This is a genomic window from Geobacillus sp. PK12 (assembly GCF_004123125.1).
In the GTDB taxonomy this organism is placed as follows: Bacteria; Bacillota; Bacilli; order Bacillales; family Anoxybacillaceae; genus Geobacillus; species Geobacillus zalihae.
This window is the reverse complement of sequence record NZ_SDKL01000008.1, coordinates 41,263-65,366: the sequence shown is the minus strand read 5'-3', so window position 1 is coordinate 65,366 and position 24,104 is coordinate 41,263. Positions and strand designations below refer to the sequence as shown.

Genomic DNA, 24,104 nt, shown 5'->3' with positions numbered 1-24,104 from the left:
TGTCGTCGATCCCCCGGGATTTTTGCACGATTGGAGGTCGACGACAATCCCGTGACTCGTTTATCCACTTTTGAGGCGAAACATGCCAAATCCTTGTGAATTTCGGCCGCCTAGACCAACATGATATAAAAATGTCAACTGTTCTGGCGAAGAACAGAGGCGGTAATAGCCAAGCCATCCTGTAATATATATATTCTTGAACATCGTCACCACACGATAACGATGATGAACGTGAATCGGCTCGATCAACAGTCTTTCCGTCGGCGGAACACCGTAGTATGCTTCATATTTATGACGGAAATTCAATTCAATCAGGTGGGGGAACACCTCATCATCGGGATCAAAAAATTGCGTTTTCTTTCTTCCATCGAACGTTTCATATGTGCTATATACGGTCAATGGAGAGAGCATGACAATGTCCATTTCGTTTTCGCGTATGTCGATGTTCTCCATTTTGACACTTTTCACTTCGATCAACTGTCCGTAAAGCTCAATCTCTCTCTGCAACAAGAATCGCTGCCCAAGTTGTTGAGTCAGTTCTGGGAGAACGGTGTCGATATGCCATTGGAAATCCCCCAAAAAATGAATTGTTTTCCTTTCTCGATTCACTTGATGCGTTCCAAATAAACGGCTAAATGTGAAGAGTTTAAATGACCGTTTCCCGTGACGGAATCCTTTGTCATGCAAAAACGCGGCTAATTGTTCATTCTCTAACGAGCGATACACCACCCCTTGTAACAAATGTTGGTAATAGAGAGGCAAGGAAACAGGCCCTTGCCGACCGCTCATTGTGATTGTCAATCTCATATTTTATCCTGTCCTTCCTTGTTGAGTGCCGTCCTTTGCCCTTATAAAATAAATTCGTCTCCACTTACTACAGATCGAGCCAAGATTCAAAAGCAATATGCCGCCATTTTCTTTTTTGTCTCTGCCCAACTGTCATCGATTCAGATGTACCTACAGCGCCGCAACCGCCATTTGGTCAAACAGGAAGACGCCGTGGTCATCGCGATTCATCTTTTAGGAAAGTTGCTCGGTTTGACATCCGAACGGGCATGGCATCGCTTTGTCACGGGAAATTTGTTCACAAATGGCTCGTTTCTCGAACGTTCCCGGTACAACCGCCGTTGCCTGACGCTTGACTTCGCCATCAAATGGATCGCCGTCGTGAGCAAAACGCGGCCAACATCATGCCTATGCCGTCGTCGACCGCTTGCCGCTCCCGTTGTGCCATACCGCAAGAATGCATCGCGTCAAACGGTTTCAAGAGATCGCAGACATCGGGTATTGCGCTTCCAAAAAGCAATGGTACTATGGGTTGAAGCTGCACCTTCAAGTGACCGATCAAGGGTTGCCCATGGGCTATGTGGTAACGGAAGCATCCTGCCATGATCGTATCGCCGCTGAAAGCGTGATGACTCAAATTCCTCATCCCTATAACTTTGGGGACAAAGGATTCATCAGCCGTGAGTTGCAAAAAAGGCTGTACGAAGAGTACCAAATGGCGCTTTGGACTCCGTCTCGAAAAAACCAGAAACATTGCTCGTCCGAGGCATGGGAGAAATGGATCCAACAAAAACGCAAAGTGATCGAGACGGTGTTCTCGGTTCTGGTTGACCAATACCGGATCACAGGGATTCGAGCAAATTCCATGATCGGATTTGAAGTAGCGCTCGACGGCATATTGTTAGCCTATTCCCTAGTTACACTTGGGCTAGTTGAGTTCTAACGCTCAACTAGCACCACGGGTAACACAAATATTTTGGTACACCGGCACAGGTCTCATCCCTTGTAGGTACGATAAAAACGCTGTTGTTATACGGCAGAAAACTGCCTTTTTTCGGTTTCAATCCCTCATAGGTACGATAAAAACTTGATCCAGTTCCCCGATATGAAAATGAGGCTGCTGAGTTTCAATCCCTCATAGGTACGATAAAAACATATTATCGAATCCTTTGGGAACGCGGCGAAGAAATGTTTCAATCCCTCATAGGTACGATAAAAACATTGCTTCCATCGTCTCTGAAATACTAGAATCAAAAATGTTTCAATCCCTCATAGGTACGATAAAAACTTATGTATTTATTATTATATTTTTTATGTTCGCTTAGTTTCAATCCCTCATAGGTACGATAAAAACCTGCCCGAAGTGTTCATTTACAGCTAGCGCGCCGTGATTTGTTTCAATCCCTCATAGGTACGATAAAAACTATTTAAGTGATCGGTCTTGCTGGTATCGAGCATTGTTTCAATCCCTCATAGGTACGATAAAAACGATAACAAGACATTATAAAATAAAAAACTCGATCGAGTTTCAATCCCTCATAGGTACGATAAAAACAAAGAATACGATGAAAACACCTTTCTTCATTCTTTTGTTTCAATCCCTCATAGGTACGATAAAAACCCACACAATGCGCATAAAATCAAGCTTTTCCCCTTTTGGCTGTTTTCAGAATATCACGTTTCAAATATTCTGTCAATATCGTTCAGCCGTGTTGGCTGTAGGATTTTGGCGCAAAAGAACATTGTCGTCGATCCCCAGGGGTTTTTGCACGATTGGAGGTCGACGACAATGCGGAGCTTGACGGCGAAGGGCCGTCTTACCCCTTCATCCTTTCAATCTTCTCCATCGGCAGTCCGGTCAGTTCGTGAATCGTGTCGACATCGTACCCTTTCGCCAGCATTCTCTTCACCACGTCGAGCTTCCCTTCCTCGATTCCTTGTTGGAGTCCTTGCTTCATCCCTTGCTTTAACCCCTGTTCGATTCCTTGTTGGATTCCCTTTTCCATCCCCCGCTGTTCGTATGAGACGATGAGCTCCATCACACGCTTTGCTTCCTTCGTTTCCATTTGGCTCACCTCGTGTCGCGGTTTTGCTTCCTCCTCTTCAGATAGCCGCAAATACGTCTCGAAAAAACCGAACAACAGCCGCTGTTTCGCTTCATCCAGCTCGAGACGGACGAGCATGCGCAAAAATTCCTTTTGGAGAAGGAGACCCGATCGCTCCGGGCTCCTTCTCTGGCTCGTGGATGGACTACCCGTTGATATCCTCTGTCAGCCTCCCGATAATCGCCTCTTGATACCCCGCTTTTTTCGTTTCCGCCATCGCCTCTTTCAGCGGCTGCAGCGGTTCCGATGTGATGGACGCGAGCTTGGCGAGGCGCTCGGGGGTGAGGTCGACGACAGGGTTGGCAGCCTTATAATCGTCCACGGAAAAGCGCCAAAGGGTGACGGACGGTCCGTACCGCTCCTGCATCCGCTCCGCCATGGCCAATCCTTCCGGGTCGAAGTCACCGGAGTAATACAGCTTGGCGCCAGAAGCCGCGAGCAAATCGAGCAGCTTCATCGTCGCCAAGTTCATTTGCCCGTTCGTGCTGACAAGCGGGGCGCGGGTGTCAAGCAGCGTCGAAAAGACGCCCGCGTTTTCGACAATGTACACCGTCCCCCCATGGGCAGGGCGGGCGCGGACAAGCGACAGCACATCTCTAAGCGGCATGTTCAGCGCCGTGTTCGCCTCCCAGGCAGCGGAGAAAACAGGATGCGGTCCGTCCTTGGTTTCAGCAAGAATGTTGGCGCATGTGACAAAGTTCAGGATATCCTCACGGAGCAAGCCGACGGACTGGAGCAACTCATTGACGCTCTCTACAGATGCCATGTCCCAATCCCCGGGCACGGTCGCTTGCAATGCCGAAAGCAACAATCTTCCTGGAAGGGTCGACAAATCGAACGCGTGCGGGTCGCCCGCCACTTGCTGGGCAAAGAGCGGGAGGCGCATGTATGACGGGAGCGGGAAGTAGCCCAGGGCGGCGCCGACAAGGCCGACGGCGGCCTCAAGGCCATCGCGGTCGGCTTCGTACGCCGTTTGGACGAAGCGCTGGCCGCAAACCGCTTCGAACCAATGGTGTTTCTCGGCAAGGCGCGCGAAAAACCGCCCCCGTTCTTCCGCTTCTGCCTGGCGCCGTTCTTTGTTCGACATAAGCGGGACGCCGAAATAATGTTCGAGCAGTTCGACGAGTCCAACACCCGCAAACCTCGTCTGTCCAAGCTGTTTTTCAAAGTCGGAGAGCAGGACGCGGGAGACGTCTTTGCCGAAAAAGGCGGCGATCGACTCCCGCTCTTCCTTGGAGAACGACTGCAATGAAACCGCGCCGCCGACGCGGCCGAGCGACTCGTACTTGCGTTTCATTTCGGCAAACAGCCGCTTGAAGCCCGGTTCGGATCGGAAAAAGGCGGTCGCTTCTTTGACGGTGCTCACGTTTCGATCATCTCCCATTCTTTGTCATCGACCATGAGCTGTTTGACGCGCCCGTTCCAACGGTAATGAATGACGGTCACAAACGACGCATTGCGCGGACGGACGAGTTCGCAAATGGACAAAGCGGGCACGGTGTCGTAGTCGCCCCAAAGCGCCTGCGAGTTCATGATATAGTTAAAGCCAAGCTGTTCGACAAGGCCGAACAGGTTGCGGATGTTGTTTTCGTCAACGCCGGCGAACGCCTCGTCAAGGGAGATGATGTACGGGGCGTCATCGCCCGCTTCTTGGTAGCGCGAATACGCCGCGGCGAAAAGCGGAATGTACATCGCCATCGCCTTTTCCCCACCGCTGAATTGGTAAAAGCGGTGGTTCGTCAGCTCGCGTTTCGGCTCGTTTGTTTTTTCATAGTACAAAGTGAAGGAAAACCATTTCCGATAGTCGAGCACTTCTTTAATGATTTGATGGAGCGTGTTGCCTTGGCCGCGCTCTTCAAGCAATTCGCGGGCACGGGCGATTTTCGAGCGGAAATGGTTCGTCACCCGCTGCAAATCTTCCTCTTTCAACAGCCGTGAATCGATCCGCAATAGGCGCACCAATTCTTTCGTATCCAGCTCCGCTTCCGTCTCCGCCGTTTTTGGCTTCCATTGAATGGACAGCACGAGCCCTGACGACGTGTCAAGGCCGCCCATCAGCTTGTTCATCTCATTCACCCACCGCTCGGCGCGCTGGATGCGGCTGCGCAAAATGCGGCCGACTGATTTTAAAATGACGTCCTCATACAGCTCGCGGTCTTGTTCTTTCATATACTCGTGCTGCAAGACGATGTCGCGCTCCACTTCCGCCAGCACCGCAAACGGCGTGGCGCGCTCGCCTTTGTAGTCGAGGTAAATGACGTGCCGTTCTTGTTTCTCCCGCCAGTCCGCGGCTTTCATGGCCATCTCATCGTCTGGGGCAGCGGCGGTCCATTCGGGCTTCGTTTGTTCTTCCAGCGGCTCGAAGGACGCCCGGTATTCGGTCAAGTTGGACGACTCTTGGAAAAAGACGGTGTTCAGCCGCGCCAGAAGCGAGGAACGCGTCTCTTTCAACACCGCTTCATACCGTTGTTTCGCTTCTTTCGCTTGTTCCAAAAGGGAACGTGAACGATCAAGATCCACAAGCCCAAGCGCCGCTTCACGGGCAAACGACTTTTCCCACATCGCGGCGAGCTCGCGGGCGAACGCTTCCCGCTGCGCCCCTTTTTCCCGCTCTTCGACTAAGCGCATGAGCCGCTGTTCCGTCCGCGCCCGTTCGTTGACAAGGCGCGGAATTTCGCGGCGCAAAAACGCCAGTCGTTCTTGGATGCGGGCGATTTCGGCGCGAATGTCATCCGCCCCCATTTGCGCGAGCGTCCGTTCCATCTCCGCGATTCGCAAGGCGAGCCGCTCGGTTTCATCCCGAAGCCGATTTCGTTCGCCTTTCGCTTCGTCGATCTCCGTTTCCAGCGCCGCGAGCCGCTCGCGCTGTTGGGCGATCATCGCCTCGGTATGGCGCGTTTCGCGGTAAAGCACTTCGAGTTCGTGCACATGGCGGACGTACGATTTCATGGCGAGCTGGGCTTGTTCACAGCCGTCTAAAGTAAAGGCCAAATCGAGCTCGGCCGACTCGTCGTGGAGCTGTTGTTTGATTTGTTTCCATTCGCGCGCTAAGAGAGCGGCTTTTTCTTCTTGCCGCTTCCATTCCCGTTCTTTGCTTTCGGCTTGGCGGCGCGCTTCTTGCGCTTCGTCAAACGCGGTGCGCACATCGCGGTCCGATGGGAAGGACGCCAACCAGTCGGCGAGCGCTTGGATGGCCGCTTCCACCGCCTGATGCTCACCGCGCAGACGGTCGATCTCTTGCCCCACAGCGGCGATCTCGGCTTCCAGCGCCGCGATGTTCTCAAGCCGCCACCGTTCGCGCGCCGCACGGCCAATGAACATCGCCTTCGATCTCCGCGGCGCATGGCCGCGCACAAGGCCGAGCGAATAGCGCCCCGTTTCATCGATCGTCATGCCGCCTTCTTGTTCCACATCGGTGATCATGATGCTTCGGAGCACTTCGTCGATCCGTTCCATTGACACAGGGGCGTCTTTGTCGGGGCGCAAATAATCGGCGAGCGTATGCGCCATATGAGCCGGGTTCGGAGTGAGCACACGATCGCAGGCGACGTCAATCTCGCGAGCGGTAATGAGGGCGTCAAGCAGCCCCGCGTGTGAAAGCGCCGATTCGATCCGCTCGCGCACATCGTCAGGCACATCGTCGACAAATTCGACCGCGGCATAAAGCGGGACAAACGGAATGCCTTTCTCCTCCAACGCCAACCGGGCGGCGACGGTTTGTTCATCCCGTTCAGGTTCAGGGTCGCGTTGTTCCCGCCATTGACGCAGTTCGGCCTCGCGCTCTGCCCGTTTTTCTTCCAACAGACGGATGTCATGCTCGAGCCGCCATTTCTCATCCTTTTTCTTGCCGACGGCATCGTAATACGCTTGAACGAACGGGCGCTTCAAATCATCGAGCGAATACTGCTCATAGAGGGCGCCCATTTGTTGCAAAAACGCCTGAATGTCCGTTTCGGAAACGTCGATTCCTCCCTGCTCGACCCAGGCAAGCACGGCTTGTTCAAACCGCTCTTTCTCCTCTTCGAACAGCTCTTCCCATTTCCATTGCTGGTGGCGCCATTCGTCCATTTCCCGCCGCCTTTCGCCCGCCTCACTGCTCGCTTCTTCATAGCGCCGTTTCACCTCGTCATGCCTGCGCCAAAGGCGCGCCAGCCCCTCAAGCCGTTCGACATGACGATCGGCTTCCTGCTTCCAAGCGGCAAACGAAAACTCCTGCTGCTTTTGGCGATGGCGGTGAAAGTCGCCTTCGTTCGTTTCATGCAAGGGAAACGCTCCTTCTTCGGCATCCATGCGCAACTGCTCCAACTCATCTTCAAGCTTCTGCTCAAGGTCATCCAACCGCGCTTCCGATTCATCTAGGCGGCGGCGGTGCTGACGTTCCTGCCGTTCTTTTTCCGCAATCGTCTGCTCGTGCCGCTCCCGCCGCTCCTCTAGGCGCTGCCGTTCGGCTTTCAGCTGTTCATACTTTTCCGCCTGCTGAAACACTTCATGGCCAGCCAAGTCGATTTCGCGCGCTCGCAGCACGTCTTCCTCGCGGCCGAGGCGGGTGATGGACTCCTCAAGCTCATCAAGCGCCTTTCGCGTCTTTTCTTCTTCATCGTGAAGGCGGTGTTGCTCGGCAGCGAGCTGTTCCGCTTGTTTGACCGCTTTTACGTATTCTGCCGCCTTTTCGGCGATCATATATTCGTTGTACAGGCGGTACTGATCGCAAAGACGCTTCAACGCCCGCTCGTCGCGTTCGAGCTGCTCAAGCTGCTGCTTGGCTTGGTCCATGTTTTCAATCGTTTCGGATAAATGGCGGAGCTCGTCATCGGTCAACGGAGGCAGCGAGCTTTCCAAAATCTCATAAATCACCGTCGGCTTAAAGTCTTTCGACAGCTTCGGGCTGCGCAGTTGAATGAGCAGTTCGATCAATTCTTGAAACGCGTCGATCGTCTCAAAACGAAACACATGTTTGTTCACGAGCTCCATATACTCTTTTTGCGTCTCGACGACCGTCCCGCCCGCACCGAGCAATGCGGCGAGCTCGCGTTTCGTCAGCGGGATTTTTTCACCTGTTTTTTCTTGTTTATACAACTGAAGGTCATAGCCGATGCGGCGGTTGTCGAACATGACAAACCCCCAAAAGTCGAGGCTTTTTTGCCGCTTCGCGCGCAGGCCGATGCCCGTTGTGACGTATTGGTCGGATTCTTTCCGTTTATATTCTAAAAACAAATACCCCGTCCGCTCATCGCGATTGACGACGTCTTTTTCCCCAAGCAAGTAGTCTTCCATGCGCCGCGCCCGTGAACCGAACGGATCGAGGCGATCGGGCGTCTTCTTGCCGTCTAAAAGCACCGGGATCAAGCTTTGCATCGTCACCGACTTGCCCGCCCCGTTGCTTCCCCGCAACAGCAGCTTGCCGTCAGCGAAGTGAAAGTATTGCTCGTCGTAATACCAAAAATTAATCAGCCCCGCGCGATGAAGCACCCATGGATTCGCCATGTTCCTCCCCCTCTTTCGCGTCAAAATCATCTGGATACCGTCCCGACACCCGCCCGAGCAGCGGGTAAAGGACGATCATTCCGGTGCCGTGCTCCACATCGGCCATGCGCCATTCGTTGAGCGCCGCAAGCATTTCGCGGACAAGCTCGACAGCCGACATGTCGCGGTACGTTTTCCCCCACCCCGCCCCGTAACGGCGGCGGCAATCGGCAAGCCAGGCGGAAAATTGTTCAAACGTCAACCGGATGCGGCCGTATTCATCCGGCGGATATTCCCCAAGCCGCTCGCGCACCAAGGCAGAAAAATGAAGGATGATCTCCGACGTTCCTTTCTGGTCGGGAAATGTCGTGTACGGCGCCTGCCGTTCGGGAAGCGTCAACATGGCAGCATTTTTGTACAATTCATACCGAAACGGCGTATGCGCTTCGATATCGTCACGCAGCCGATGGCGGAAGTTGCGCAAGTAGTAAAAGTCTTGCTCGTCCCCTTCCGTCCGATGCACCGCCGGGGATAAAAACAGCTTCCGATACAGGCGATGGCGCCGATAATCTTGCGGCGAGGCTTTCCACTCCTCGGCGAGCAATTCGTCGATCGATTCATATTGCAACAAATCTTTCGGATACGTGCGCATAAAATAACGGGCGAGCACCGGCACTTCGTACAGCGCCTCTTCCTCCACATGCTGGGCGAACGCCTCAATCTCCCCATCCATCCGGCGGACGAGTCCGATTTGTTCCGCTGTCTTCAACACGCGGATGAGCGAGCGCCGATGCGAGTAGTTCGTCCAATCGACCGGTAGATCCCCCGGGTACATGGCGCGAATTTCTTCGCATACGTCAGAAAGCAAAAACTTTTCTTCCACCGTTTTTCCTTCCAAATACGCCATCAAGCAGCAAAACAGCGCATAGTCAAGCGGCTCTTGAAACGACTCGATGCCCATCCACGGCTCGGGATCGGCGGGAATTTTCTCGAGCTTGGCGAAATAGCGGTGGACGATGAGTCGATACCCAAACTTCTCCTCCACATACCGTTTCAACACATGTTCGCGCTCACGGACGAGCTGGTACAAATCCGGCTCTTGGTCGCGAATGATCCAAAACTGCTCAAACAGCGCGGCGAGCGCTTCTTTCGCCTTGTCGTCAAACGCCGTTTCCATCCTCACTCACCTCCCGAAAGCACATGAATTTCGTAGTTCGGCATCACGAGTTCCCCATCTTCTGCGCGAAGGCAAATCGTCCCCTCTTTGTTCACCACTTTGACCACCCACCCGTTTTCCGTCTTCATTGCTTGCCCCTCGCGCCCCATCGCTTTGGCGATCCAGCCGAGCAGCGTTTTCCGTACGTATGGGGTCACCTCAGGAAGGTCGGCAAGCACGATTTTTCCATCGGTCACAAGCTGTCTGAGCGCCGCTTCCTCGCGCGCTTTTTCTTCCAAATAGCGAAGGCGCGCTTCTTCTTTCTCCCGTTCTTTGTCTTCAATCGCCTGCGGCTTTTTCTTTTCCCCGTAATGGCGGACGCGCGGCTTCGTCACCCACTCGGCTGGCGGCTCGTCCCATACGTCGCGGTATATGTTGTCTGTCGCCCCGAAATCGGCCACGAGATGTTTCGTATGGAAGCAGCCGAATACGACCGCTGACAGGCAGTGCGCCTCTTCAATCGATTCAAGGCGGGAAAACCAGCGCGCCAAATGCAAGTAGTCGCCTTTGCGGCTGCGAAAATGATGATGCCGCTCGCCAAGCCGCTGCACGACGCGCGTCAGACGGCGAATCGCCTCATTCGTCTGGTATTGCAAAAACGAAAGCTCGCTCTCGCGCCCGTCGCGGCCTAAAAACCATTCGCACAGGCTGCGCCACGTCTCCCATTTTTCTTCAATCTGCACAGCGCGCGGCGGCGGCGCATCGGCAAAGCGCGGGATCGACCGCTCATAGTCGACGACACGCTCGATGAACTGCCGAACCCCTTCTTCCGGCAGATCTTCAAGCAATTGTTCAATCTGCATCGACGTTTTTTGCAAGGCGACGATAAAATCGCGCAAGTACGCCGTAAACTGCTCTTTATAGACGAGAAACGACTCGGACGTCATCCGCTCTTCCAAGTTTTCACTGTGCAAATAAGCGATATAGTCAGCGGAATTTTGGATGATTTTCTTAAAATAATCGAACGTCTCTTCCCATACTTGATGCATTTCATCCGCTTGTTCTTGAAAATCAGAAGCGATGATCGCCTCCATGCGGGAAAGAGATGCATACAAACGGTCGAACCGTGTTTTCTCGAGGGACCCTCCGAACGAATCCCCGAGCTGCTCAAGGGTACGGATCATCCGCTCGATCTCCACCGTGTACGGGCTGCATTGGTAGCGAAACCGCTTTTTCTTAAACTCTTCAATCGTCCGGACATGGGACGTCTCTTGGCGGGCGATCAAGTTGTTCCATTTGACGAGCTGGTCGAGGTCTTGCTGCAAGTCATCTTCCGTGTAATCGGCAAACTCCTCGTGCTGCTTTAAAAAGGCGTACACTTCTTCCGGAAACAAAAATTGGCGCATCCGCTCGTGCTGGATGTAGAAATAGCGCAAAATCGCCCGGTAGCGGTGCGCGTTTTCCGTCGATAAATATTTGGTTTCGACAATGGGCTTGAGCCATGTGGCGTCCATTTCCGTCCACCTTTGCTTCGGTTTTTTCCTATGTTTATTGTAACGATTCTCTCCGCTCTTTTTCTAGCAAAAACCGTTTTCCTATTTTTTCTCGCCATCGGCGCGCGTTTTTTGTAAAATAGAGGGGAAAAGGAGGTGAAACGAATGGAAGCGTTGCTGCGGGAAATTTTGCATGAAGTGAAAGCGACGCGCGCGGCGGTCGAATCGCTCGAGCAACGGGTTGGCGCCTTGGAGGGGCAAGTGGCCCAGCTCAATGAACGAACAGGTGCTCTTGAAGCTCAAATGACCAAGCTGAATGAGCGCACGAGCGTTCTCGAACGCCAGGTCGCACAGCTTAACGAACGAACAAGCGCCCTTGAGCAGCAGTTCACTCAGTTGAATGAGCGGACAAGCAACCTTGAGCACCAAGTTGCTCATCTCAACGAACGCATGGGCACTATCGAACATCAAGTCGCCCAACTCAACGAACGCATGGGCACTATCGAACATCAAGTCGCCCAACTCAACGAACGCATGGGCACTGTCGAACATCAAGTCGCCCAACTGAACGAGCAGACGACCACGCTTGCGCAACAAATCGACTTGCTGGATGAGCGCACGAATGAAACGAAGGCGATCGTTGAAGCGCTCCGCCATGGGCAAGAAGTGCTGACCGCCAAATACGAGGCGATGGCGCACGACCTTCACCATATGAAAGGCGACCTCACCCATATCACATCCATCCTCGAAGACAAAGTGCTGCCTGCCCTCGCCGAACATGAAGCGGGACTGCACGTCTTGAACGCCCGCGTTTTCAAAACGGAAAGCACCCTTCATCGCCTTGTTCATGCCTAATGCGTTCCCCATAAAAAACGTTCCACACGGATTCCTTTTTCACCCGGCAGCCGTGGGCTGCCGTTTTTTTTGTTCACGTGTCGATCCGTTCGTCTTCGCCATGGAGCCTGCCAACCTTTCGATCAACGGCGCGGGGGAATGCATAGCCAGCATGTTGATGGATAAACGGCGGGCTTGTTCGGACATCTCGAATTCGGAGCATTCTGAAGGATTCGCCAGCATTCCGGAGCATTTTTTAGGATCAAGGAGGAGAGGGCCATCATCACCGCGAGAGCAGGCGAGAGGCAAACATATCGGCTGATACCAAATTTGCCAGTTGCACCCAAATTGCGGTATCCTTTGTTTGTGACGCTTTTTCATCCCCTCCGCGTCTTGTTGCCGCCTTTTTTCATCCCCCTTTATTTGTATGACAACAGCCGAAAAAGGAGGAATTGTGTTGCGAAAATGGATTCGATCTTTGCTCGCTGTCGGGCTTGTGTTTGGGTTAGCGGCCTGCAGCGAAACGAGTGATGCGAAAGGGAAAATCGTCATTAGCGGGAAGAAGTTTACCGAGCAGGTGATTTTGACGCATTTGTTGGCCGAATATGTGAAAGCCCATACGGATTTGGATGTTGAAGTGAAAGACAGTTTAGGCGGCGCGTTTATGTTGCAGCAGGCCATTGAAAATGGCGATGTCGACATGTATGTCGAGTACACAGGGACAGGGTATTTGAACATTTTAAAACAGCCGTACGACCCCAAAAAGACGCCCGAACAAATCTACAATGAAACGAAGAAATTATATAAGAAAAAATACAACATCGCTTGGCTCAAACCACTCGGATTTAACAACACCTACGCCTTGGCGTTGCGCAAGGATCTTGCCGAGAAACTTGGGGTGAAAACGCACTCCGATTTGGCCAAACACTCGTCCTCCCTCACCTTCGGGTCGGACGCCGAGTTTTTTGAGCGAAGCGACGGCTATGATGGGCTTGTCGATGCGTACGGATTTCAGTTCAAGAAAAAAGTGACGATCGATCCAGACCTGCAATACGAAGCGGCGAAAAACGGGGAGATTGACGTCATCACCGCCTATACGACTGATGCAAGAATCAAAAAATATGATTTGGTCGTGCTAAAAGATGATAAGAACTACTTCCCGCCATACCACGCCGTGCCGATCATCCGCCAGGAAGTGCTCGATGCCAATCCCGGGCTTGAGGAGAAACTGAACAAGTTGGCCAACATTTTGACCGATGAAAAGATGATGGAACTCAACGGCCAAGTGAACTTGGAAGGAAAACAGCCACGTGAGGTGGCAATCAACTTTTTGAAATCGGAAGGACTGATCGACTAGAAAGCGAGGAATGTCAATGATTCGGTTTGAAAACGTGACGAAACAGTATGAGGACGGCTTTGTCGCCTTAAAAAATATGAATCTTGAAATCCGCAAAGGTGAGCTTGTCGCCTTGATCGGGCCGAGCGGGTGCGGAAAAACGACGACGATGCGGATGATCAACCGCTTGATCGAGCCGACATCGGGCAAAGTGTACATCGACGGGCAAGACATTTCCGAGCTCGACCCGGTTGAACTGCGGCGCAACATCGGCTACGTCATCCAGCAAATCGGCTTGTTTCCGCACATGACGATCGCGGAAAACATCGCGCTCGTGCCGAAGTTGAAAAAGTGGGAAAAACACGCCTATGAAAAGCGGGTGGATGAGCTGCTTGAGCTCGTCGGATTGGATCCGGCGACGTTTAAGCACCGCTACCCGTCAGAGCTCAGCGGCGGCCAGCAGCAGCGCGTCGGCGTCGTCCGCGCCTTGGCGGCTGAACCGAATATCATTTTGATGGATGAACCGTTCAGCGCTCTTGACCCGATCAGCCGCGAGCAGCTGCAAGATGACATCGTCCGCCTGCAAGAAGAGATTCAAAAAACAATCGTCTTTGTCACCCACGATATGGATGAAGCCATTAAAATCGCCGATCGGATCGCCTTGATGAAGGACGGGGAAATCGTCCAATTTGCGACGCCCGACCAAATGCTCCGGCGGCCGGCGAACTCGTTCGTCCGCGAGTTTATCGGCGAAGACCGGCTGCGGACCCGCCAGACGGCCGTGCCGACGGCGGAAGATTTAATGTCGGCGGACGTCGCGACGATCTCGCCGCGCCGCGGTTTGGCCGAGGCATTCCGATTGATGAAAGCGAAAAAAGTCGACAGCCTGGTCGTGGTCGATAAAAAGCAGGCCTTTCTCGGCATCGTGACGCTGAAACAAATCGAGGAGCGCTATCGGGAAGAGCATTTGTTAGTCGCCGACATCGCCGATTACGATGTGACGACGTTGGCGAAAGAAGCGGACGTCACGAACGTCGCCGCTCTGTTCCAAGACCCTGATGTGCGCATCATTCCGGTGCTCGATGGCGACCGTCTTATCGGGGGGATTACGCGCTCGAGCATGATGCGCGCACTCGCGGAGTGGACGTTTCAGCAACACGCATAACGGGCAACGGAACATGCGCAGGCAAATCACAGCCGGAAAACTCGATGCCGCAATCGCCTCGCTTGAACAACATGCCTCATGTTGAAAAGGAAAAATGGCCTCGAGCGGTTTGTCAACGGAATTCGTTCTGCTTGCGAATAAAAAGGGATGACCGTTTTTATCTGAACTTCTCACGACGAAGCAGCAGCCATCCGCTGCCGCTTTTTCCGCCAAGGAGGGATACGATGGAATTGTTGCAGACGTTGATCGAACGAAAGAATGATATTTGGATCGCCTTTCAAGAGCATGTGCTCTTATCCGCTATCGCCATGGGCATTGCGATCGTCATCGCCGTGCCGCTCGGCGTCGCATTGACGCGGCATCGCAAACTCGCCGAGCCGATCATTGGCGTGGCCGCCATCATTCAGACGATTCCGAGCCTGGCGTTGCTTGGGTTTATGCTTCCGATTTTCGGCATCGGCAAACTGCCGGCGATCATCGCGTTGACGCTGTACGCCTTGCTTCCGATTTTGCGCAACACGTACACCGGCATTCTCGGCGTCGACCCGGCGCTGGTGGACGCTGGCCGGGGGATGGGGATGACATCGCGGCAAATTTTATGGATGGTTGAACTTCCTCTCTCGCTTCCCGTCATTATGGCTGGCGTGCGCACGGCAACGGTGCTGACGATCGGCGTCGCCGCCTTGGCGACCTTCATCGGCGCTGGCGGGCTTGGCGACTTGATCGACCGCGGCTTGCGCATCGCCGACAAAAACTTGATTTTAGCCGGCGCCATCCCCGCAGCGATCTTAGCGATTGCCTTTGACTGGCTGCTGCGCAAAGTCGAAAAGAAAGTGACGCCAAAAGGGTTTTGACAGGCCACCAGATGTTGACTTCTTCCATACGCTTCAGGCAACCAACAAACACAGTGGCCCTGACGCAAAACTTCCTAAGATGGAAGCCGTCTTGAAAAAGGTGTCCTCCAACAACTATTGTTGAGCTGATTTTTCATTCAATCACCAGCCTTCTAGGCATGAATATGCCCCATTAAGGCACGCGTATTTTCACTGAAACAAGTTCCTTGGAGAATTTTCTCTCCAAGGAACAGCTCCAAGATATAAGCCACTAAACTTGAGTATGGTCTGTAGATGAGCAAATTCACTAACATAAATAACATAAATTGACAACCAAACAAAAAAGGGGTTCATCACCAAAAGATGTACTTGACTTTTAAAGATAAACATGATAGCAATGTTGCTCAAAGAGATGTGTGGTATAAAAAGGAAAAATGCTATTTTGATTGTCTTTATCATAATCGTCTTTCTTTGTCAAGTACACTTTGTGGTGAAGAGCCAAATGTGGCTCTTCACCAAAAGTTGTACTTGATTTTTTCTGAACATNNGGAAACCGTATTGCTTGTCAAGTACATGTTGTGGTGAAGAGCCAGCAAATGAACGTTTTGGAAAAATCAAACCGCTTTTTGCCGTTTCTTTTCACGCAAAATTTCAGACTTAATCAAATTTTATACATCATTACTTCGTTTATAATGTGGGCTTTCATTGAAACAGAATTGTTAAAAACTTGTGAATAACTTGGTGTCTAAACTTTTATTAATTTCAATATTTTTTGTTTTTATTGATTCTTTAATGGTGCCTGAGGAATCAAAAACTTCCATTTGTATCATTATTCCAGTGTTTGGCTCTATATTTAATTTGAAAGTTTTTGCGTTATATCGTTTTGAATACTCACTATTCAGTTTACCTTCTATTACTACCGTCTTGACTCCTGCTATATTTTCCTGCCCTGTGATATCCCATCGTGCATCATCTGCTAAAAGTCCCATTGCTATATCTTCTGGAAATAAAGAAGTCTTCGCTATTCCCATATAGGACGGATCTATTCTGTGTATGTAGGCTTTTTCTCCATCTACTGTAGTAATCCGTTCATGGATGGTCGTGTTTTTTAAATAATTACGTTCCTTTTCACTCACTTTTCCTACTTTTACGATAGTTTTTATAGGAACATTGCTTTTAGTAACACTATTCGTTTGATAATCACTAGAACCACTATTGTAATTAATCAAATTTTCTCCATCATATACGCTCACTTCATAGCCTGGTTCAGCTGCAGTAGTTATACCATTCTTATTTTCCTTAGCCAGTCCGCGAACTTTTTCATAAGATTTGGGGCTGTCAGAAAGATCTGTTTGATAATCTACACTGATATGAAAATTACCTGATTCACTAAAATATTCAAACGATCCTTTTGCTGTTTTATAATGATCAATAGAATTTAACATCAAGGTTTGAATTTTAGTTTTTTGTTCATCTGTATTTTGCACTTTTACTTTTTGAATATTTGCGCTTGCCTGAGCCACGTTGTCTTGGCTTCCAGCAATATCTGTACCATTATATACCACTAATGAAACGGCTAATACCACACTAGCAACTCCAGCAATCAAAAATTTTTTCTTCAAAGCACTCACCCCTAATTAATAAGTAATTTTTGTAGCATCTGCTCCCACATTTCCTAACTTGGTAGTTAAAGATGTGTTAATTACAATCATATGATTCCACTCTTTATGGGTTTTAAGAAAATTCCAACCACCAGGTGCTGTATTTTGATTAATATACACAATACCGCCAAACTCATCTATTTGATAAGCTGTTCTTGGATTTGTAAAATCTTTATTGTTTAAGTAGACATAATGAGCGGCATTTTTGTCGTGTGCATAAAATCCCCAAATATACGCATAATCAGTATCAAAGCCATTAACGGTTGCCGAAACGATCCGATAATCATTGTAGTATCCAGAACCTGTCTTGTAGGTCCAATTTCCCTTTTGTTCACAGTATCCAGGGGCACTGCTTAAAGCATCATTATCAACGATATCAGTAGCTGCAAAAGTATTAGTTGAGAAGAAAGTGAATCCCATAACTAGCGAAAGAATAGATAAATAACCTTTTTTGAACATAAAATCCCCTCCCTTGTTCGATTTTTTATGATTCCTAATACTATAAAATGTAAATCAAAACGATCATTTTTTCACCGCCAACTTGTGTCGGAACCCCGCCATTTTTTGACGGTGCGCCCGCCAATTTTGGCGGACTAGACAAAAACGCCCTCATCCATCCGATGAGGACGTTAACAACATATAATGCTCTGGAATGAGTCCCAATTGTTTTGCTTTTTCCACCGCTTCTATCCGAGAAGATACACATAATTTTGAAAAAATACGCGATAGCTGTCTTTCTAGGCTCCGCTGGCTCATGCAGTGCTTTCTTGCAATCTCTTTATTGCTTAAACCGTTGGCAACCTCTATCAATATATTTTGTTCAAACATGTCGAGCGCGATATGTTCCTCCTCTTCTTCCATCCTAGCTTTCACTTCGAAAAGCCGCAGCTGGCGCAGTACATGCACAGGAATAACCGCCTCATCTCTTAACGCACAGCGAATCGCCGTCACTAATTGCTCGCTTGATGCGGTTTTACTGACAAAGCCTGTAATGCCTGATTCAATGAAATAATTTAAAAAAGGAACAATATCATATCCGGTATAGATGACAATTTTCGCATTTGGCTGTTTTTGGAGAATCCGCCTGCTTAATTCGATACCGCTCATATCCGGCATACGCCAATCAAGCAAAAACACATCATATGTACGTTGTTCCATCATCTGTTCCGCTTCTGTGCCAGATGTAACAAGTTCTACTTGGAAATCTTGTTCGCTCTCGAGCATATTCTTTGTCCCTTCACCAACAAGGCGATGATCATCGACAACCAAAATGTGAATCATCTAGTCATTTCTCTCCTTCCTATGCTTATAATGGAATGGTGATCCGTATATCTAGCCCCTCGCCAAGTTGTGATGTCATCTCGCAAGTTCCACCTAAGCCTTGCACACGCTCTTTTATGCCAAACAAACCAAGCTTTCCATCATAATGATTTAATTTTTTCATGTCTATACCTATACCATTGTCAACATAATGAAGTTGAACTTCCTCATTTTGAGTCTCCAATGTTAGTTGAATATACGATGCCTGCGAATGTTTCAGCGCATTGTTTAATAATTCTTGGATCATCCGATATATTGCAAGTTCTCGTTCTTCATCTAATTTGGTTGATACATGAATATTCCACTCCACTTTGATATTTGAACGCAAATGAAATCTTCTGATTAATTCGGCTAATGCTTCTCTTAATCCGACTTGTTCCAAAAACGGCGGTCTTAATTCATGGCACGTTTCTCTTGTTACATCAATCATATCTACGATTTCTTCTTCGATGTCGTTTAGCTGCTTTTTCATTTCTTCCATACGCATATTTTGAAAGCGCAAGCTCTCCACTTTTCGTTTTAAAACAATTAAATCTTGAAGAATCGTATCGTGCAAGTCAATGGCTAACTTTCTTCTTTCCTTTTCCGACCATTGAAAGATCAAACGAGTGAGCCAAACAGAATGGCTTCTTTCCTTTAAATTGTCTAACTCTTTGATGAAATCCTCTACTTTTAACATATTTTCAATCGTGACGCTGGCATAATAGACAATGGTGGATAACCAATCTTTTTGTTCTGCCCGAAATGGAATGGGATGTTTCTTTTTTCCTATCAATAGTAAAGGACTTTGTCGGAATGAGCCTACAAAAACCGCAAACAAACGCTTATTTTCAATCATTTTTCCAATCGAAAGTGGTTGACCATCCATCTTTTTGATTAACTTCATCCACTCTTTTTCATCGCAATGAAAAGGGGCTTGCCTATTTTGGACCGCCAATTGTACAAAAGCCAGATTCTCTATATCTAATACTTCCCTCACTTCTTTTTCCAAGCATTGGATGACTTCTTGCATATTTCTTTGTTTTTTTAATGCTTCACCGATTCGATATATACTTTCTTGATAAAAGTTTTTTTGTACATATAACTTCGTTCTTAATGTTCGATCAAAATATCCTTTTGAATAGAGAACAAGGATATTGATTACATAAATCAGTAAAAACAACAAAGTGAGTTCAGCAAATCTCCTTGCTTCATGAACAAATTTGGCATAAAGCAATGTAACAAGAAAAGCCGGAAATAATGATAAAAGAGCATAGTATACAAAGTGATTGATGGAAAACTGCAATCGAAATAGCCGATCCGTACAAATCAAATAAAGAAAGACGGAAGGCAACACAAAAAACGAAGTAACGGTTAATTCAGCTGGTAGTACCCATTTTCCAATGATTAGAACGGGGAGATCATAAAATAAAACAAATGGTGCGGCAGATAGCCCAATTGCGAAAAACACCCCTTTAACCGTATGTCGCTGTTCATCTTTTTTAAAATAAACGAATCCTTTTCCTAACAAAGCGAGAATGATGACCATGTTGATAAAAAATGTCGTCAATAGCACTTCCGCTTCACTTATCGAACGAAACGATAAAGACTCGAGTGAGACAACAAACATCAAAAAGTTAAACCCATAAAGGGAAAAGACAATTTTTTTCGCAAACCACACTTTCTTTTCTTTTTCAAAATAATGATAAACGAAATGCAAAAAGACGGCAGGCAATATGAAAAATATACCGTTAAATATTTGCCGCCCAAACGGCGCATATTTCGCTGATAAGCTGGCATTGATATAACAAATCCCTGTCAATAATAAAAAATAGATCAGCACGGTTGCCGATTTGTCATTCGGCCGCAGACGAAGCAAAAAAATGCTTAAACTAATAGCGAATAGAAAAAAACCCGCCGGTAAGGCAATATAATACAGCCATTGTTCCGTTCCATGCGATTGATAGTCAACCTTCAATGTTTGGATTTGATTTTCTCTCTGAATCGTTATTGTTTTCGCTTGTTCAATTGTTTTGTATTCCCGGACAGTAAAATGGGAGAGCGGAGGCTTTCCATCCACTTTCAGCACTTGATCATTAATATGAATACCATGTTTTTTTGCCCAACCAAACTCGTAAATATCATTAACAATAATATCACCATTCTTGTTTTCTACTACATCCATGCCGATCAATGGATGCCTAACATTTAAAATGGTTAAATATAGTGCTGCAATCAAAGCAACAATCATCGCAATGACTGCTCGATTCATCGTTATCTACTTCCAATATCCAAGCGGCTCCGTCGATTCACTAAATACCTTTACAACCGCTTTTACCTCTAACTCACTTAAACCGATCAAGCTCACCGTACCATTTTGTAATTTTTCGATGACTTCTGGATGTTCTACTAAAAAGCGAATGATTTCTTGCATCGCAGATCTCCCTCCAACATTACAAAATCATTGTTTTCAGTACGGATTTGTACCTATCGTCTACATCCAGTTTCTCGATTTCTTGCAAAGCCTTTTCCTTGTAAATCTGGCTTATCACTTTAGCATAATAAAACGCTCCTTCCTGTTCCATTTGCTGAAGTGCTTTTTCTTTTTGGACATACATCCGATCGTAGTCTATATCGTTGTTGAAATACTGCTTCCACAAGTTATTTTGTTTGCTTTCTAGCATATACAAAATCGGAAGCGACTTTTTCTTTGCTTGAATATCCGCTTTTTTATCCCAGTTGTATAGCGCATCAAGATCATTGTCGATTTGTGCTGCAATGCCGATGTAGCGAGCATATGTTTCAATCGCTGCGATGTCCTCTTTTCCTGCTAATAATGCTCCGATGACACAAGCCATCGCAACAAGAGAGCCTGATTTTTTCTCTACCATTTTTAAATAATCTGCCTCTGTTTGTACGTCACACCCCACATCAAGCTGTTGTCCGTGTACACTTTGCAACAAGCAAGACGTAACATATGACAGTGCCTTTAATTTTTTATTACTAGAAATCGGTACATTCGCAATCGCTTGCTGACCAAGCAGCAAGAACCCGATCGCAATATGAAGAGGAATAGCTGTATCCTCGAAACGATCTTGATCGACTATATCATCAAATAAATCCCCAGCAATCACGATCAATTCAATAGCCGCTGCGATATATGTTGAGTGATCTCCTTGTATCGAAAACAAGTCATAATGCAAATAAGCCAACCGCCCAAACAACAAATCGCTCCCTTTCATATGTTGCTCGATTGCCACGAGCATGTGCGCTTTCAGTTGTGGTTCCGACACCAATTGTTCCACGATTTCTTTCATTTGTTTCGCTATTTTTTTCTTTTTCACTCATCCTATCGCACCTTGAACAAATATTTACAAATAATATTGGACAAATTCAATGAAATTCCTTCCTGAAAAATAAAAAGACTTGTCCAAGATTGTGACAAGTCTGGTAAAAAACATCATCCATGTGTTCTTTTGGCTCTTCACCACAACATGTACTTGACAAGCAATACGGTTNNGTATGTTCAGAAAAAATCAAGTACAACTTTTGGTGAAGAGCCATTCTTTTCTTATAAAAACATTAGATTGAGTCATTAATATGAGAACAGCACGGATCTAACAGTCCTATTCTTGCGCTTATGCCAGTCAAGAACCGCCTAGCATGTTCCCATTATGAAAGGAGAATGAACATGGAAGAGTATATGTTAGAAACCCGTCATATAAGCAAAGCGTTTGGGAAACAACTCGCGGTGGATGATGTATCCATAAAAGTCAAGAAACATACCATTTATGGATTGCTCGGGCCAAATGGAGCGGGAAAATCCACTCTTTTAAAAATGCTGACAGGGCTGTTGCGTCCCACAAAAGGGGAAATCGTCATCAACGGCCATCCTTGGAGCAGAAAAGTCCTGAAAGATATCGGCGCACTGATCGAATCCCCGGCTCTTTACGGCAATTTAACAGCCTATGAGAATTTACTCGTTCACGCCAAATTGCTTCATTTGCCCGACTCGCGAATCCAAGAAGTTTTGAACATCGTCGGCTTAGAAAATACGGGGAAAAAGAAAGCATCTCAATTTTCCCTTGGCATGAAGCAAAGGCTAGGAATTGCCAAAGCTCTTTTAAACCATCCAAAACTGCTCATTCTCGACGAACCGACAAATGGCTTGGACCCATTAGGCATCCAGGACTTGCGAACACTCATTAAATCGTTTGCCGAAAACGGGATCACCGTCATCCTATCGAGCCATATTTTGTCCGAAGTCAAACAATTAGCCGATTACATTGGCATTATTCAAAACGGAAAACTCAGGTACGAGGGGAAAATAGACGAGAGTCAAGATCTCGAAAAACTCTTCATCGATGTTGTGAACAAGCAATGAAGGAGGATGGGAGTCATGCTCAATATGTTCCAGTCAGAACACTTAAAATACAAGCGAACGTTTGCCAAAAAACTTATATTCATCGCTCCGCTTTTCTTTGTCCTGTATGCCATGATCACCATGCCAACCATGAATTCAACGCGCCATTATTTTGAATACACGGTATTTAATTGGTGGCCGTTGATTTTTGTTCCCATTGGAACGGCCTTGACTGCTTCCCTTTCAGTGTCAAGGGAGAAAAAGTCCGGAAACGATAAAGCGCTGCGTTGTCTCGACATTAGCATTGTGCGTCTATGGTGGAGCAAAATCGCCGTCATCGCCTATTATATGTTGCTCTCCACTATCGAGCTGATCGTCCTGCTTGTTTTATTGAAATGGTTTTTGCCCAACAGCCTCTCATCCGCTACTGTCGCGGTGTTTGCCAGCTTGGTCATTTGGATGAGTTCTTTATCCTATATCCCGATCGGATTATTTATCGCCGAGCGGTTCGGGATGGCAGCCTCGATCCTTGTCAGTGTCATCGGCCTCGCCTTAGGGGTCGTCATGGCTGCACAGCCTTACTGGCTGTTCATTCCATGGAGCTGGGGAATGAGGATGATGTGCCCGATCGTCGGGGTTCATCCGAACGGCGTTCCTTTGGAAAAAGGGAATTCGCTATTGGATCCTTCTGTCATTCCAATAGGCCTAACGACTGCCCTTGTCATGTTTCTGTTGCTATCTTTTCTGACCGCCGTTTGGTTTTCGCGAAAGGAAGTGCATTGACATGTCGTTTCTTCGCCTTCTGTCATCCGAATGGATCAAAACGAAACGCACAGCAGTTCGGATCATGGTCATCATCATACCAATCCTGTATCCGCTCTTTATGGTATGGTATTTTTCGCACTACCGACATTCCGTGTTTTGGCAGGTGAAAATCTACCAAGGTTTTTTCGAAGTGATGACCGTTTCCTTGCCGATCATCATCTCCTTGCTTACCGGACTGATGTCCTATCAAGAAGAAAAAGCAGGAAATTTCATGAACATCTTGGCCGGCCCTGTATCCAAAATCAAATGGTATGTTGGCAAACTCACGCTGCTCATCTTCATCGCATGCGCGGATATCTTGCTGGCGACGATGGTTATGCTCTTTGGAATGAAATACGTACTCAACGTCGCGCCCATTCATGATCACTTATTTTTGCAAGGAGCCATGCTCTCGATCGTGGGCTCACTGATCCTTTTTTCCTTGCATCTGTTCATCAGCCTTGCCTTTGGAATGGGAGCATCGATTGCCATCGGGAGCGGCGGATTTCTCATTTCCGCCCTTATTGGCGCAACGTCCTTAGGCGATCATATATGGAGCTATGTTCCTTGGGCTTGGGGTGTTCGCCTCTCACAATTTCCGATTTTGATGATGCCCGAAGTAAAGCAAGCATTGGGGGCGCAGTTGTTCAATTCCTATTCGCTATCATTGTGGGAAGGGATGGCCTATGCCCTTCTAGGCTTTATCATCGTGACCATCATCGGTTCAGTCTGGTTTCATCGTTGGGAAGGAAATAAACCACATGAATGAACCCCCGTGGTTCTCTTTCAATGGGATGTTCAAAAAG

General features: G+C 48.3%; 18 protein-coding genes, 2 pseudogenes and 1 CRISPR repeat array. Of the genes and pseudogenes, 8 read left to right on the top strand and 12 right to left on the bottom strand.

Annotated elements, in window-relative coordinates; translation table 11 throughout:
* Positions 1–60 precede the first annotated feature (60 nt).
* Positions 61–807, bottom strand: a complete 747-nt coding sequence (gene cas6, locus ETR37_RS04940; protein ID WP_129446995.1) for a CRISPR-associated endoribonuclease Cas6 — start codon at positions 805–807, stop codon at positions 61–63.
* A 48-nt stretch (positions 808–855) separates the two neighbouring features.
* Here cas6 and ETR37_RS04935 point away from each other — a divergent pair.
* A pseudogene (locus tag ETR37_RS04935) lies at positions 856–1,729 on the top strand (IS982 family transposase).
* 49 nt (positions 1,730–1,778) lie between these two features.
* Positions 1,779–2,407: a CRISPR direct-repeat array (repeat unit 30 nt; unit sequence GTTTCAATCCCTCATAGGTACGATAAAAAC).
* 196 nt (positions 2,408–2,603) lie between these two features.
* Here ETR37_RS04935 and ETR37_RS04930 read toward each other — a convergent pair.
* The 5 genes and pseudogenes from ETR37_RS04930 to ETR37_RS04910 form a co-directional block, all read right to left on the bottom strand.
* Positions 2,604–2,987 (bottom strand): annotated as a pseudogene (locus ETR37_RS04930) (RpnC/YadD family protein); the annotation flags it as partial.
* Positions 2,988–3,036: 49 nt separating this feature from the next.
* Positions 3,037–4,257: a TIGR02679 family protein gene (locus tag ETR37_RS04925; RefSeq protein WP_129446993.1), complete on the bottom strand. Its 1,221-nt coding sequence runs from the start codon at positions 4,255–4,257 to the stop codon at positions 3,037–3,039.
* The gene (locus ETR37_RS04920; protein ID WP_129446992.1) at positions 4,254–8,375 is read right to left on the bottom strand and encodes a TIGR02680 family protein; all 4,122 of its coding nucleotides are present in this window, start codon (positions 8,373–8,375) and stop codon (positions 4,254–4,256) included. The genes ETR37_RS04925 and ETR37_RS04920 overlap by 4 nt, the downstream gene beginning before the upstream one ends.
* On the bottom strand, positions 8,335–9,531 hold the full coding sequence (locus ETR37_RS04915) for a TIGR02678 family protein (RefSeq protein WP_033006043.1): 1,197 nt from the start codon (positions 9,529–9,531) through the stop codon (positions 8,335–8,337). Before ETR37_RS04915 ends, ETR37_RS04920 begins: the two co-directional genes overlap by 41 nt.
* Positions 9,532–9,533: 2 nt before the next feature.
* Complete coding sequence (locus tag ETR37_RS04910) at positions 9,534–11,024, bottom strand: TIGR02677 family protein (RefSeq protein WP_129446991.1); 1,491 nt, start codon at positions 11,022–11,024, stop codon at positions 9,534–9,536.
* A 144-nt stretch (positions 11,025–11,168) separates the two neighbouring features.
* Between ETR37_RS04910 and ETR37_RS04905 the strand changes: the two genes are divergently transcribed.
* The 4 genes from ETR37_RS04905 (at position 11,169) to ETR37_RS04890 (ending at position 15,192) form a co-directional block, all read left to right on the top strand.
* Positions 11,169–11,858, top strand: coding sequence for a hypothetical protein (locus ETR37_RS04905; RefSeq protein ID WP_129446990.1), 690 nt, complete (start codon positions 11,169–11,171; stop codon positions 11,856–11,858).
* Positions 11,859–12,291: 433 nt separating this feature from the next.
* A complete protein-coding gene (locus ETR37_RS04900; RefSeq protein ID WP_129446989.1) occupies positions 12,292–13,194 on the top strand; it encodes a glycine betaine ABC transporter substrate-binding protein in 903 nt (300 codons plus the stop codon).
* 16 nt (positions 13,195–13,210) lie between these two features.
* Positions 13,211–14,338 (top strand): betaine/proline/choline family ABC transporter ATP-binding protein, encoded by a 1,128-nt coding sequence (locus ETR37_RS04895; protein WP_033006926.1) that lies wholly within the window; start codon positions 13,211–13,213, stop codon positions 14,336–14,338.
* 224 nt (positions 14,339–14,562) lie between these two features.
* On the top strand, positions 14,563–15,192 hold the full coding sequence (locus ETR37_RS04890; RefSeq protein ID WP_033024563.1) for an ABC transporter permease: 630 nt from the start codon (positions 14,563–14,565) through the stop codon (positions 15,190–15,192).
* A gap of 698 nt (positions 15,193–15,890) precedes the next feature.
* On the opposite strand, the gene ETR37_RS04885 is transcribed toward ETR37_RS04890, so the two are convergent.
* The 6 genes from ETR37_RS04885 to ETR37_RS04860 all read right to left on the bottom strand — a co-directional run bounded on the left by ETR37_RS04885 (position 15,891) and on the right by ETR37_RS04860 (position 21,448).
* The gene (locus ETR37_RS04885) at positions 15,891–16,802 is read right to left on the bottom strand and encodes a hypothetical protein (RefSeq protein WP_020756629.1); all 912 of its coding nucleotides are present in this window, start codon (positions 16,800–16,802) and stop codon (positions 15,891–15,893) included.
* A gap of 6 nt (positions 16,803–16,808) precedes the next feature.
* The gene (locus ETR37_RS04880) at positions 16,809–17,291 is read right to left on the bottom strand and encodes a hypothetical protein (RefSeq protein ID WP_020756630.1); all 483 of its coding nucleotides are present in this window, start codon (positions 17,289–17,291) and stop codon (positions 16,809–16,811) included.
* 150 nt (positions 17,292–17,441) lie between these two features.
* A complete protein-coding gene (locus ETR37_RS04875; RefSeq protein ID WP_020756631.1) occupies positions 17,442–18,113 on the bottom strand; it encodes a response regulator transcription factor in 672 nt (223 codons plus the stop codon).
* A 25-nt stretch (positions 18,114–18,138) separates the two neighbouring features.
* Entirely contained in the window at positions 18,139–20,403 is a 2,265-nt protein-coding gene (locus tag ETR37_RS04870; protein WP_129446988.1) for an ATP-binding protein, read from the bottom strand.
* Between the two features lie 6 nt (positions 20,404–20,409).
* Complete coding sequence (gene comX / locus ETR37_RS04865) at positions 20,410–20,565, bottom strand: competence pheromone ComX (RefSeq protein WP_013144165.1); 156 nt, start codon at positions 20,563–20,565, stop codon at positions 20,410–20,412.
* 19 nt (positions 20,566–20,584) lie between these two features.
* Positions 20,585–21,448 (bottom strand): polyprenyl synthetase family protein, encoded by an 864-nt coding sequence (locus ETR37_RS04860; RefSeq protein ID WP_050483815.1) that lies wholly within the window; start codon positions 21,446–21,448, stop codon positions 20,585–20,587.
* Between the two features lie 374 nt (positions 21,449–21,822).
* Here ETR37_RS04860 and ETR37_RS04855 point away from each other — a divergent pair, with 374 nt between their 5' ends.
* Genes ETR37_RS04855 through ETR37_RS04845 form a run of 3 tightly spaced genes read left to right on the top strand, consistent with a single transcriptional unit; the run spans position 21,823 to position 24,067 of the window.
* Entirely contained in the window at positions 21,823–22,515 is a 693-nt protein-coding gene (locus ETR37_RS04855; protein ID WP_013144163.1) for a lantibiotic protection ABC transporter ATP-binding protein, read from the top strand.
* Positions 22,516–22,530: 15 nt separating this feature from the next.
* Positions 22,531–23,277 (top strand): lantibiotic immunity ABC transporter MutE/EpiE family permease subunit, encoded by a 747-nt coding sequence (locus tag ETR37_RS04850; protein WP_033005348.1) that lies wholly within the window; start codon positions 22,531–22,533, stop codon positions 23,275–23,277.
* 1 nt (position 23,278) lies between these two features.
* A complete protein-coding gene (locus ETR37_RS04845) occupies positions 23,279–24,067 on the top strand; it encodes a lantibiotic immunity ABC transporter MutG family permease subunit (RefSeq protein WP_020754733.1) in 789 nt (262 codons plus the stop codon).
* The last annotated feature ends 37 nt before the right edge of the window (positions 24,068–24,104 follow it).

Excerpts from the sequence above, each read along its gene's own strand:
- cas6 (WP_129446995.1), bottom strand. The coding sequence starts at position 807 with ATGAGATTGACAATCACAATGAGCGGTCGGCAAGGGCCTGTTTCCTTG.
- ETR37_RS04870 (WP_129446988.1), bottom strand. The coding sequence starts at position 20,403 with ATGAATCGAGCAGTCATTGCGATGATTGTTGCTTTGATTGCAGCACTA.
- ETR37_RS04915 (WP_033006043.1), bottom strand. The coding sequence starts at position 9,531 with ATGGAAACGGCGTTTGACGACAAGGCGAAAGAAGCGCTCGCCGCGCTG.
- ETR37_RS04920 (WP_129446992.1), bottom strand. The coding sequence starts at position 8,375 with ATGGCGAATCCATGGGTGCTTCATCGCGCGGGGCTGATTAATTTTTGG.
- ETR37_RS04905 (WP_129446990.1), top strand. The coding sequence starts at position 11,169 with ATGGAAGCGTTGCTGCGGGAAATTTTGCATGAAGTGAAAGCGACGCGC.
- ETR37_RS04890 (WP_033024563.1), top strand. The coding sequence starts at position 14,563 with ATGGAATTGTTGCAGACGTTGATCGAACGAAAGAATGATATTTGGATC.
- ETR37_RS04850 (WP_033005348.1), top strand. The coding sequence starts at position 22,531 with ATGCTCAATATGTTCCAGTCAGAACACTTAAAATACAAGCGAACGTTT.
- ETR37_RS04910 (WP_129446991.1), bottom strand. The coding sequence starts at position 11,024 with ATGGACGCCACATGGCTCAAGCCCATTGTCGAAACCAAATATTTATCG.
- ETR37_RS04860 (WP_050483815.1), bottom strand. The coding sequence starts at position 21,448 with ATGAAAGAAATCGTGGAACAATTGGTGTCGGAACCACAACTGAAAGCG.
- ETR37_RS04875 (WP_020756631.1), bottom strand. The coding sequence starts at position 18,113 with ATGATTCACATTTTGGTTGTCGATGATCATCGCCTTGTTGGTGAAGGG.
- comX (WP_013144165.1), bottom strand. The coding sequence starts at position 20,565 with ATGCAAGAAATCATTCGCTTTTTAGTAGAACATCCAGAAGTCATCGAA.
- ETR37_RS04895 (WP_033006926.1), top strand. The coding sequence starts at position 13,211 with ATGATTCGGTTTGAAAACGTGACGAAACAGTATGAGGACGGCTTTGTC.
- ETR37_RS04845 (WP_020754733.1), top strand. The coding sequence starts at position 23,279 with ATGTCGTTTCTTCGCCTTCTGTCATCCGAATGGATCAAAACGAAACGC.
- ETR37_RS04855 (WP_013144163.1), top strand. The coding sequence starts at position 21,823 with ATGGAAGAGTATATGTTAGAAACCCGTCATATAAGCAAAGCGTTTGGG.
- ETR37_RS04880 (WP_020756630.1), bottom strand. The coding sequence starts at position 17,291 with ATGTTCAAAAAAGGTTATTTATCTATTCTTTCGCTAGTTATGGGATTC.